The organism is Streptomyces sp. NPDC046716, assembly GCF_040645755.1.
Taxonomy (GTDB): domain Bacteria; phylum Actinomycetota; class Actinomycetes; order Streptomycetales; family Streptomycetaceae; genus Streptomyces.
In genome coordinates, this window is the sequence record NZ_JBEYYU010000114.1 from 1 (window position 1) to 10,957 (window position 10,957).

Below are 10,957 nucleotides of genomic sequence, written 5' to 3' on the forward strand. Positions count from 1 at the left end.
CTGGCAGTTGCTGTCATCGCGTCCGTCCTCACACATCCGTGCGCCCTGAACCTGGGGCCCGCACCGACGCGCTGAGGCATGCGCTGACGCGCAGCCTCCCCTTGAGGCCGCGCGTCAGCGCGCCTCTCCTGATGCGATGGCGCACGAAGTGCGCATCTCAAGGGCGCGGGGAACTGCGCGGCCGGCCACGACGGCGCCGCACCCGACAACACACCCCCGAGGAGCCCGCACATGACAGCCCAGCCCCCCGTCCGCCTCCTGCTCTGCGACGACCACGTGGTCGTCAGAGCCGGCCTCCTCGCCCTCCTGGACAGCGCCGAGAACATCGAAGTGATCGGCGAGGCGGGCACCGGCGAAGAAGCCGTCGCGCTGACCGCGAAACTCCACCCCGACGTCGTCCTGATGGACCTCCAGCTGGGCCCGGGCATCGACGGAGTGGAGACCACCCGCCGCCTCACCACGGGCCCGGCCCCCACCCCGCACGTCCTGGTCCTGACCACCTACGACACCGACGCCGACATCACCCGCGCCATCGAGGCCGGCGCCACGGGCTACCTCCTCAAGGCCGAACGCCCCGAAGAACTCTTCGCGGCGATCCACGCGGCGGCCCAGGGCCGCACGGCCCTCTCCGCGCCGGTGGCCTCCCGCGTGATGGCGAACATGCGCAAGCCGCGCCCCACCCTCACCGACCGCGAACGCGACATCCTCGCCCAGCTCGCGCACGGCCTGGGCAACCGGGAGATCGCCAAGGCCCTGTTCATCAGCGAGGCCACGGTCAAGACCCACCTGGGCCGGATCTACGACAAGCTCGGCGTCGACACCCGGGCGGGCGCCGTGGCGGTCGCGAAGGAGCAGCGCCTGCTGCCGTGACCGGGCATGACACCATCGACCCGTGCTCGACATCGGCTACGCCCTCTCCCGCCGCTTCCCGGACCCCCCGCAGACGGACTACCGCCGCGCGGACGTCCACGCGCTGCGCCACGACCTGTTCTGCGGCGATGTGTACCTGGCCGACACCAAGGCCGACCGGGAACTGTCCACAGCCTGGGGATGGGTGCCGGTCCTGGACTTCGCCTGGGCGCTGTGCGACATCGTCGAGCAGCTCGACAAGGACCCGCGCGGCAGCCGCTCGGCGACCCCGCAGTACGCGGACCTGGACTTCACCGAGTCCACCGACCGCATGCTCTTCGAGCGCCGCTTCGGCTGGGTCGACATCGAGGCCGACTGGATGGAGGGCGGCGAGCCCCCGCTGACGTTCTCCCACTCCGCGCTGCGCCGCGAGGCACGGGACTTCCTGCACGACCTGATCGCCGACCTCACCGACATGCACGAGGACCTGGGAGACAACCCGGCGATCTGGGACCTCCAGGGCCGCTTCCCGCGCCTGCCGTAGCGGACCGCCCGCGTCAGATCACCCGCACTCCCAGCTGCGCCGCGAACGCCCCCGCCAGATCGAAGAGCTGCCCGTGCGAGATCACGGCGCCGCCCAGCCGGTCGACACCCCGCGCGATGCCCAGCTCGGCCGCCTCCCGCAGATCGACGTCGACCAGCGTCACGCCCGTCAGATCCGCCTCCTTCAGCACGCACCCGGTGAACTCCACCCGCTCCAGGCGCGCTCCCCCGAAGTCCGGCTCCACCAGCACGCATCCGTCGAAGACGACGTCCTTCAGCCGTGCCTTGCGCAGGTTCAGATAGTCGATCTTGCCGCCGCGGATCACCACCCGCTCCAGGACGGCCCCGTGCAGCTGCACGCCGCCGAGCCGCGCGTCCACCACCTCGACGTCCCGCAGGGTGGCCTCCGCCAGATCGGTGCCGACGCCCCTGATCCCGGTCAGCGTCGAGTCGATGATCCGGGCCCGTGCGAGCCCCGCCTCGTCGAACGCGCACCCCTCCACCGCGCAGTCCATGAACCGCGCCCCGATCCCCTCCTGCCCGGCGAAGTCCACACCCCGGAACTCCACGCCGTCGTAGTCCCCGTCCGGCTCCAGACCCGCGCCCTCCCACGGCACGAGCGGAGGCAGCCGCACCTCCGGCCGCCGCGCCCTCTTCACCTTCGCCGCCGCACCACGCCGTTCCGTCGCCATGTCCCCATGCTGCACTCCCCCACTGACAACGCCGCGCCCGGCTCAGCCGCCGAGGCGGGCCAGCGCCGCGTCCGTCAGCCGGTACACCGTCCACTCGTCCTGCGGCCGCGCGCCGAGCGCCCGGTAGAAGTCGATCGAGGGCTGATTCCAGTTCAGCACCGACCACTCCAGACGCTCGTACCCCCGCTGGACACAGATCCGGGCGAGTTCGGTGAGCAGCGCCTTCCCGTGGCCGCCGCCGCGCGCCTCCGGGCGCACGTACAGGTCCTCCAGGTAGATGCCGTGGACGCCCCGCCAGGTGGAGAAGTTCAGGAACCACAGCGCGAACCCGACCGGCTCGCCGTCGGCGTCCTCGGCGACATGCGCGAAGGCCGCCGGCCGCTCCCCGAACAGGGCTTCCCCGAGCTGCTGTTCGGTGGCCCGCGCCTCGTCGGGCACCTTCTCGTACGCGGCGAGTTCGCGGATCATCGCGTGGATGACGGGGATGTCGTCGACTGTGGCTGTACGGATCATCCGCGCAGCTTAAGCGTCGTCGAGCGCGGCGCCCCTGAGCGAGCGCAGCTCGCTTCAGGGGCGCGGGGAACTGCGCGAGAAGCGGCCACCGGCCCGCACCCGACAACGAACCCCAAAAAAACCCCGCCTCACCTCCCCAACAACCTCCGCGCAATCTCCAGGTCCCCAGCGGCCAGCGGACGCGCGTCGGCGACATCCCACAACACGTTCTGCACCACCCGCCCCAACGTCCACCCCCGAGCCCGCTCCCGGTCCAGCCCCAGCACCCCCGTCATCGCCTCGAACCGCCAGACGACCTCATCACCCTCGAACCGGTTGTCCAGCGCGGGCCACAGATCGAACCCGGGATCACCGGCGAGCGGCTTCGGGTCGATGGCGACCCACGGCTCGCGGCCGTCGACCGTCGCCAGCACGTTCTCGAAGTGCAGGTCCCAGTGGAGCAGCCGGTCCCCGCAACCGTCGCCCGCGACCTCCCGCAGCGCCGCCGCACAGTCCGCGACGAGCCCCCGCTCCCCGGGATCGGCGATCCGGCCGAGCGCCCCGGGCATCTCGGCGAGCATCAGCGCGGCGATGTCCGCGAGCCGCCGCACACGGTCCGGCGCCGGTCCGGCGGTCAGCCGGGCCAGCAGCTCCGCGATGACGGTCACCGCCGCCCGGGTGTCCGTCACGACGCTCAGCATCCGCCCGGCGTCGAGCCGTTCGAGCAGCATCGTGCCCGTACCGGGATCGTGGTCGAGCAGCCGGACGGCCCCGTCCCCGCCCCACACCCGCAGCGCGACCGGCTCGCCCTCCGTCTCCTCGTCCAGGACCTGGAACTTGACCACGGCCGGCAGCCCGTCGGCCCGCCGCACCACCGGCAGCACCAGCGCCGCCATCCCGTGCATCGCGGGCCCGTCCACCCGCAGCCCCCACCGCTCGACGAACTCCTCCACCCGCGCGGGCAGCGCCGCGATGAACGCGCGTCCGGCCTCCCCCGCGTAGGTGTACTGCGACTGCACAAGACCGTCCGGAATGTCGATCACCCGCCCGACCCTACCGACGTGCCTGAATCGACCATGCACCCTTTTCCGCGCCGGGCCCGGCACGCCGTGGCGGACTGGCTCCGCGGCGCCCCGGGCACGTACGTCTGGCTGGCGATCCTGCTGGTCACCACGATCGTCGTGCGCCAGATGGCGCCGGACACCCTCGACGCGTTCCTCGGCGCCCGCTCCACCAACATCCACGCCCTGTCGACCCACCCCTTCCGCGTCCTGGTGCAGAGCGCCCTGTGGATCGACGGCGGCGGCTGGCTCTCGTACGCGGTGCTCTACACGCTCTTCCACGCACCCGCCGAACGCTGGCTGGGCACCGGCCGCTGGCTGCTCGTCCTCGGCACCGCGCACATCGGCGCCACCTACATCAGCGAGGGCTCCCTGCTGTGGGCGATCCGGCACGGCCACGCCCCCGTATCCATGGTCAACACCCTCGACGTGGGCGTGAGTTACGCACTCGCGGGCGTCGTCGCCGTCCTCACGTACCGCTTCGCCCGCCCGTGGCGGTACGCGTACGCGGCGGGGGTGCTCGTCGTCTACGGCGCGCCGCTGGTCACCGGCCGCACCTTCACCGACCTGGGCCACTTCGCCTCCGTCCTGATCGGCCTGGCCTGCTTCCCGCTCACCCGCGACCGCCCCGGCCCCGCCCTGGACCCGTCGGCCGCCCTGCGCCGGGCCTGGGCAGCCGTCACCCGCGTGCGATAGCGTCCCGCCGCATGAGCAGCGTGAACAGCGGGAACGGCGGGCGCACAGCCAACGGCGGCATATCGTTCTGGTACGCGGACGACGGTCTCCCCGACGGCCGCGAGCCCCTCTCCGGCGACGCGAGCGCCGATGTCGTGATCGTCGGCGGCGGCTACACGGGCCTGTGGACCGCGTACTACCTGAAGCAGGCGGCGCCCTTCCTGCGCATCACGGTCCTGGAGCAGAAGTTCTGCGGCTACGGCGCCTCGGGGCGCAACGGCGGCTGGCTCTACAACGGCATCGCGGGCCGCGACCGCTACGCCAAGCTGCACGGCCACGAGGCGGCGGTCCGCCTCCAGCAGGCGATGAACGCGACGGTCACCGAGGTCGTCGACACCGCCCGCGCGGAGTCCATCGACGCGGACATCCACCACGGCGGTGTCCTCGAAGTCGCCTACACCCCGGCCCAGCTGGCCCGCCTGAAGGCCTTCCACGAGGCCGAGCTGACGTACGGCGAGAAGGACCGCACGCTGCACGGCGCCCGCGAGACGGCGGAGCGGATCCGGGTCGCGGGCGCGGTCGGCTCCACCTGGACCCCGCACGGCGCACGCCTGCACCCGGTGAAGCTGGTCAAGGGCCTGGCGAAGGCGGTGGAGGCGCTCGGCGTCACCATCCACGAGTCGACGCCGGTCACCGAGATCAAGCCCAAGCACGCGATCACGCCCTACGGCACCGTCCGCGCCCCGTACGTGCTGCGCTGCACGGAGGGCTTCACGGCCTCCCTCAAGGGCCAGCGCCGCACCTGGCTGCCCATGAACTCCTCGATGATCGCCACGGAGCCGCTGACCGAGGCCCAGTGGGAGTCGATCGGCTGGGCGGGCCGCGAGACGCTCGGCGACATGGCGCACGCGTACATGTACGCGCAGCGCACCGCCGACGACCGGATCGCGCTCGGCGGCCGCGGCTACCCGTACCGCTACGGCTCGAAGACGGACAACGACGGCCGCACCCAGCCGCAGACGATCGAGGCGCTGACGGCGATCCTGCACCGCTTCTTCCCGCAGCTCGCCGGGGTCCGCGTCGACCACGCCTGGTCCGGCGTGCTCGGCGTCCCGCGCGACTGGTGCGCCACGGTCACCCTGGACCGCTCCACGGGCCTGGGCTGGGCGGGCGGCTACGTCGGCTCGGGCGTCGCCACCGCCAACCTGGCCGCCCGCACCCTGCGCGACCTGGTCCAGCAGGACTCCGGCCAGGCGGGCCCGACCGAGCTGACCACACTGCCCTGGGTCAACCACAAGGTCCGCAAGTGGGAGCCGGAGCCCTTCCGCTGGCTGGGCGTGCACGGCATGTACGCCACGTACTACGCGGCCGACCGCCGGGAGCTGACCACGAACACCGGGGACTCCTCACGCTTGGCGAAGATCGCGGACCGGGTGGCGGGCCGCCACTGACGCGGGGCGGCCAGGGCCTGTCCTAGCGGGTGGTGCACTTCGGATACTTGGAGCCCTCGACGCAGTCGGCGTAGTCGCCGCTGCTGACGTCGACCTCTTCCTGGTCACCGCTCTTCGTGCGGACCTGCAGCTCGTACTCGGTGTGGCAGCTGCGGGTCCGCTTGCCGTGCTTCTTCTTGGTCGAGCAGTCGCGGTCGGTGTTCTTGCTGACGACGGTGCCGCTGACGGACTTCGAGCTGCTGCACCCGGCCAGCGGCGCGGCGAGCACGACGACGGTGGCCAGGACTGCGAGAGCGCGCTTCATGTGATCTCCCCCGAGACGACGTGGAAACGGGAAGACGGGTCACGGCCGAACAGCCGTGACCCGTCTCCTCCGGTCAGTACCGAGCCCCCTGTCGGATTCGAACCGACGACCTTCGCTTTACAAGAGCGGCGCTCTGACCAGCTGAGCTAAGGAGGCAGCCCGAGCAGTGTAACCAAAGCCGGAGCCGTCGCCGTCGAAAATTTCGACGAATCTCACAGCCGCCGGACTACTGACAGATCCGGCATCCGCCAGGTACCGTCCGATCAGTTCACCCGTGTGGACTACACCTCTCCGGGATCGCCCGGCGGGGATCACCTTCTTTACAACGGATCGTCCGGCACGTTCCTGCCGGTGAAGGGGGCTTCACAGCCATGGCTTCTGTCACGTTCGACAAGGCGACCCGCGTCTACCCGGGTTCCACCAAGCCCGCGGTCGACGGCCTGGACATCGAGATCGAGGACGGCGAGTTCCTCGTCCTCGTCGGTCCCTCCGGCTGCGGAAAGTCGACCTCCCTGCGCATGCTCGCGGGTCTCGAGGACGTCAACGGCGGAGCGATCCGCATCGGTGACCGCGACGTCACGCACCTGCCGCCGAAGGACCGGGACATCGCCATGGTGTTCCAGAACTACGCGCTCTACCCGCACATGTCCGTCGCCGACAACATGGGCTTCGCCCTGAAGATCGCCGGCGTGAACAAGGCGGAGATCCGGCAGAAGGTCGAAGAGGCCGCGAAGATCCTCGACCTCACCGAGTACCTGGACCGCAAGCCGAAGGCCCTCTCCGGCGGTCAGCGCCAGCGTGTCGCGATGGGCCGCGCCATCGTGCGTGAGCCGCAGGTCTTCCTCATGGACGAGCCGCTGTCGAACCTCGACGCCAAGCTCCGTGTGTCGACCCGTACGCAGATCGCGTCGCTCCAGCGCCGCCTCGGCATCACCACCGTCTACGTCACCCACGACCAGGTCGAGGCCATGACGATGGGCGACCGTGTGGCGGTCCTCAAGGACGGTCTGCTCCAGCAGGTCGACTCGCCGCGCAACATGTACGACCGCCCGGCCAACCTCTTCGTCGCCGGCTTCATCGGCTCCCCGGCCATGAACCTGGTCGAGGTCCCGATCACCGACGGCGGCGTGAAGTTCGGCAACTCGGTCGTCCCGGTCAACCGCGAGGCCCTCAAGGCCGCCACGGACAAGGGCGACAAGACCGTCACGGTCGGTGTCCGCCCGGAGCACTTCGACATCGTCGAGCACGGTGGCGAGGCCGCGAAGACCCTCACGAAGGACGCCTCGGACGCCCCGGCGGGCCTCGCGGTCTCCGTGAACGTCGTCGAGGAGCTCGGCGCCGACGGCTACGTCTACGGCACCGCCCAGGTCGGTGGCGAGACCAAGGACCTCGTCGTCCGGGTCAACGGCCGCCAGGTGCCCGAGAAGGGCGCCCAGCTGCACGTCGTGCCCCGTCCGGGCGAGACCCACGTGTTCTCGACCTCCACGGGCGAGCGCCTCACCGACTGATCCGGCTCCTCGGGCAGAAGTCCACGGAAGGGCCCCGCACTTCGGTGCGGGGCCCTTCCGCGCGTTCGGCCACGTTGTCGACAAATACCCCGGCAACTCGGACATTTCACTACTGCGCGTCAACACCTCATCATCAAAACCAAGTTACGTGTCGCTCGGTCGAGTGACTAAATGTCGCCAAATCATCACCTACCGCTACGCTCACTCGCGTGACGCACTCTGCTACCTACACCCAGAAGCCGCGCCGCGCCCGGGGCCGGGGCCCCGCCCGCCGCGCCGCCCGCACGCTCGCGTTCGTCCTGCCGGTGATGCTGGTGCTCTCCGGAACCCTCGCGGTCACCCGAGTCAACTGGTCGGGAGGCTCTTCGGACTCCGTCCTCACAGCTTCCTCACAGGACGTGTCAGCGCGCGCCAAGTCGCGCGCCCCCCAGGACGTCCTGCGCGACCGTCTTCTGGTCGAGCTGCAGGAGAAGGATCCGGGGACGGCACTCACCCACCTCCAGCAGGAGATCGACCAGCGGCCCTCGCTCGCCAAGTACTGCATGTCGATCGCGAAGTCGCTGGGGCGTGCCGCCGTCCAGGCCTACGGTCCGGCGCGCGCCCAGTCGTTCGCCCGTCCGGTCTGCGACACCTCCTTCGCCTCGGGCGTGGCCGGCTTCCGGGCCTGACGGACGGCTCACCACCGCCACGCTCCCCTCACCCGACGGGCCGTGCGCACGTAGGGTTCCGGTCATGACGACCGCTGAACCCGCCGCGCACGGCCCGCACTCGTATCCGCACCGGCCCACGCAGGCCGTCGTCCTGGCGGGCGGCCAGGGCTCGCGGCTGCGCCCGTACACCGACGACCGCCCCAAGCCGATGGTGGAGATCCCGGGCACCGGCACGCCGATCATCGGCCATCAGCTGTCCTGGCTCGCCGAGGAGGGCGTCACGGACGCCGTCGTCTCCTGCGGCCATCTCGCCGAGGTCCTGGAGGAGTGGCTGGCGCGGGCCGACCTCCCGCTGCGGGTCACGACGGTCGTCGAGACGGAGCCGCTCGGCCGGGGCGGCGGCCTCAAGTACGCGGCCGCGCACCTGCCGCACCCCGACCGCCCCTGGTACGCCACGAACGGCGACATCTGGACCCGGTTCTCGCTGCGCGAGATGGCCGACTTCCACCACGAGCGGGAGGCGACGGCGACGCTCGCGCTGGCCCGGCCGCGCATCCCGTGGGGCGCCGTCGAGACCAACGCGTTCGGCCACATCACCGACTTCATCGAGGCCCCGCCGTCCCCGTATCTGATCAACGCGGGCGTCTACGTCTTCTCCCCCGAGTTCGCCTCGCTGCTCCCGGCCACCGGCGACCACGAGCGCACCACGTTCCCGCGCCTGGCCCGCGCCAAGCGGCTCGCGGGCTTCCCGCTCCCGCAGGGCGCGTACTGGCGGGCGATCGACACGGCGAAGGACCTCACCGAGGCCGCGAAGGAGCTGGCCGCCCAGGGCCGTTGAGCGCCTTCCCCACGCCGATGGGGCCCCGCACGACGATCGTGCGGGGCCCCATCGGCGTAGCGGGCGGGTGGGACGGTCAGCCGAGCAGACCGCCCACGAGCTTGCTGCCGCCGCCCGAGGAGTCGGAACCGCCGCCGCCGTCCCCACCGGTGGAGGACGAGCCGCCGTCCGACGTGCCGCCGCTGGACGTCCCACCACCGGTGGTGGGCGCGCCGCCGGTGCTGCTCGGCGGCTGCTGCGGGGTCGTCTGCTGCGGCGGGGCCTGGCCCGCCGTGGCGCCCTGCGTCGGGGTGCTGGTCGTCCCGCTGGCGCTGCCGCTCTCGCGGGCGGCGCCGGGCGAACCGGACGGGCTCGACGTGGTGCCCTGCGTCGGCGTGTTGGAGGCCGAGGGGCTCGACGAGCGCTGCTCCTGCCGCTTCGTGGCGCCGGGCTCCGAGGGGAGCGGGGAGCCGGGCAGCTGGTTGTGCGGGGCGTCGCCGGGGCCCGGGGCGGTGACCCGGTCGGCGTCGCGCACGGCGCCGCCGAGCAGCGAACCGATCAGCAGGGTGAGGCCGATGACGACGGTCGCGATGACCGTGCCGCGGCGCAGGACGTAGCGGCGCAGCTCGCCGAGCGTGGAGCGCGGGCCGAGCCGCCGCCAGGCGCGTGAGGCGAGCCGTCCGTCGATGGAGTAGACCGGGGCGCCGGCGATGATCAGCGGCGACCATGCGGCCAGATAGATGATGTCCGGCGCGTCGTAGGCGGGGACGGTCTTCCAGCTGACGGTGACGAGGATCGCGGCGGAGAGCAGGACGCCGATGGCGGCGGCGAGCCGCTGCCAGAGTCCGAGCACGGTCAGCACGCCGACGATGACCTGGAAGAAGGCGATGGCGAGCCCGGCGCCGACCGGGTGCTGCAGCGCCCAGTCCCGCAGCGGCTCGGCGAGCTCCCACGGGTGCAGCGAGTTGAGCCACTTGACCATGGAGCCGCGCTCGCCGCCGTCGAAGTAGACGGGGTCGCAGAGCTTGCCCATGCCCGCGTAGATGGAGATGAAGCCGAGGAAGACGCGGAGCGGGAGCAGCACCACGCCGAGGTTCATCCGGCGGCCGGGGTAGTAGGCGTGCCGGACGGGTCCGTAGCGGCGGGCGGCGGTGGTCTCGATGTCGCTCTCGCCGCCGTCACCGGCGTCGAACTCGTCGCCCCGGTAACGGACTTGGTCGAGCTCGCCGGAGTCCTCGAAGGCACTGCCGGACTGCCGCATCTGGGGCAGGATCCGGGTGCCGGGCTCGACGACGGGTGTTTCCTGGGTCGGATCGCCCTCATAGAGGTCGTCGACGTCGATGCGCGGGATGACCTGCGTGGCACCGCCCACGTCGGGCTCGCCGGGGCGCCGCGCGCCGGTCAGCAGGCCGTCGGCGGCGAAGGCGCCGCCGCTCATGACGACGGGGCGTCGCCGGGCCGCCGGCGTTCCGGCGGCGGTGATCACGGGAATGCGCGCGGTCGCCGCGTCGACGGCGGACAAGTGCCGGGCGATGCGCGGGAGTTGCGTCTTCTGCGCTGTGGGAAGCTGCACGCGGAAACTCGCGTGGTTGACGATGACCTGCGCCGGGTCGCACGGAACCTTCACCATGCTCAGCGCGGGAGCGTCGTCGAATCCCGACGAGCGGTCCCCCGAGGGTGTGCGGGGCGTTCTGGTGTCCACACTCATCTAACCGAGTGATGTGTGTTTAGGACACTGCCTTGACTGCGCCAAAATGTCCGGGCCCCGTCAAGGTCGTTCCGGGTCTCGTCGCCACCTGCGGGCCGGTGGGGCTTCTCGCGCAGTTCCCCGCGCCCCTGAGATGCCTTCGGCATCCAGGGGAGGCTGCGCGAAGCGCATGCCTCAGGGGCGCGGGGAACTGCGCGACCAGCCACG

At 71.6% G+C, this 10,957-nt stretch carries 12 protein-coding genes and 1 tRNA gene; 7 read left to right on the top strand and 6 right to left on the bottom strand.

Translation table 11 applies throughout. The features are described 5' to 3' along the window. Window positions 1-231: 231 nt before the first annotated feature. Both ABZ930_RS40545 and ABZ930_RS40550 read left to right on the top strand, forming a co-directional pair. Complete coding sequence (locus ABZ930_RS40545) at window positions 232-870, top strand: response regulator transcription factor (protein WP_361560353.1); 639 nt, start codon at window positions 232-234, stop codon at window positions 868-870. 22 nt (window positions 871-892) lie between these two features. After that, window positions 893-1,393, top strand: coding sequence for a hypothetical protein (locus ABZ930_RS40550; RefSeq protein WP_361560356.1), 501 nt, complete (start codon window positions 893-895; stop codon window positions 1,391-1,393). Window positions 1,394-1,406: 13 nt separating this feature from the next. Here ABZ930_RS40550 and ABZ930_RS40555 read toward each other — a convergent pair whose 3' ends face one another. The 3 genes from ABZ930_RS40555 to ABZ930_RS40565 form a co-directional block, all read right to left on the bottom strand. After that, window positions 1,407-2,084: a pentapeptide repeat-containing protein gene (locus ABZ930_RS40555; RefSeq protein ID WP_361560359.1), complete on the bottom strand. Its 678-nt coding sequence runs from the start codon at window positions 2,082-2,084 to the stop codon at window positions 1,407-1,409. Window positions 2,085-2,126: 42 nt separating this feature from the next. After that, window positions 2,127-2,597, bottom strand: coding sequence for a GNAT family N-acetyltransferase (locus ABZ930_RS40560; protein ID WP_361560362.1), 471 nt, complete (start codon window positions 2,595-2,597; stop codon window positions 2,127-2,129). Between the two features lie 128 nt (window positions 2,598-2,725). After that, a complete protein-coding gene (locus tag ABZ930_RS40565) occupies window positions 2,726-3,619 on the bottom strand; it encodes an aminoglycoside phosphotransferase family protein (protein WP_361560365.1) in 894 nt (297 codons plus the stop codon). 33 nt (window positions 3,620-3,652) lie between these two features. Here ABZ930_RS40565 and ABZ930_RS40570 point away from each other — a divergent pair, with 33 nt between their 5' ends. Together ABZ930_RS40570 and ABZ930_RS40575 are read left to right on the top strand one after the other, a co-directional pair. Next, entirely contained in the window at window positions 3,653-4,333 is a 681-nt protein-coding gene (locus tag ABZ930_RS40570; protein WP_361560385.1) for a rhomboid-like protein, read from the top strand. 11 nt (window positions 4,334-4,344) lie between these two features. Beyond that, window positions 4,345-5,763, top strand: coding sequence for an FAD-dependent oxidoreductase (locus tag ABZ930_RS40575; RefSeq protein WP_361560368.1), 1,419 nt, complete (start codon window positions 4,345-4,347; stop codon window positions 5,761-5,763). Between the two features lie 22 nt (window positions 5,764-5,785). Here ABZ930_RS40575 and ABZ930_RS40580 read toward each other — a convergent pair whose 3' ends face one another. Continuing rightward, window positions 5,786-6,067, bottom strand: a complete 282-nt coding sequence (locus ABZ930_RS40580) for a hypothetical protein (protein WP_361560371.1) — start codon at window positions 6,065-6,067, stop codon at window positions 5,786-5,788. Window positions 6,068-6,149: 82 nt separating this feature from the next. Next, window positions 6,150-6,223: transfer RNA gene (locus tag ABZ930_RS40585), tRNA-Thr, on the bottom strand. Between the two features lie 215 nt (window positions 6,224-6,438). Between ABZ930_RS40585 and ugpC the strand changes: the two genes are divergently transcribed. The 3 genes from ugpC (at window position 6,439) to ABZ930_RS40600 (ending at window position 9,063) form a co-directional block, all read left to right on the top strand. Then, a complete protein-coding gene (gene ugpC, locus ABZ930_RS40590) occupies window positions 6,439-7,575 on the top strand; it encodes a sn-glycerol-3-phosphate ABC transporter ATP-binding protein UgpC (RefSeq protein ID WP_361560374.1) in 1,137 nt (378 codons plus the stop codon). A 209-nt stretch (window positions 7,576-7,784) separates the two neighbouring features. Beyond that, window positions 7,785-8,243 (top strand): hypothetical protein, encoded by a 459-nt coding sequence (locus tag ABZ930_RS40595; protein ID WP_361560377.1) that lies wholly within the window; start codon window positions 7,785-7,787, stop codon window positions 8,241-8,243. 64 nt (window positions 8,244-8,307) lie between these two features. Next, window positions 8,308-9,063 (top strand): nucleotidyltransferase family protein, encoded by a 756-nt coding sequence (locus tag ABZ930_RS40600; RefSeq protein WP_361560380.1) that lies wholly within the window; start codon window positions 8,308-8,310, stop codon window positions 9,061-9,063. Window positions 9,064-9,139: 76 nt separating this feature from the next. On the opposite strand, the gene ABZ930_RS40605 is transcribed toward ABZ930_RS40600, so the two are convergent. Further along, window positions 9,140-10,750 carry a DoxX family protein gene (locus ABZ930_RS40605; RefSeq protein ID WP_361560382.1) on the bottom strand — a complete coding sequence of 537 codons (1,611 nt, stop codon included), beginning with the start codon at window positions 10,748-10,750 and terminating at the stop codon, window positions 9,140-9,142. Window positions 10,751-10,957: the final 207 nt, after the last annotated feature.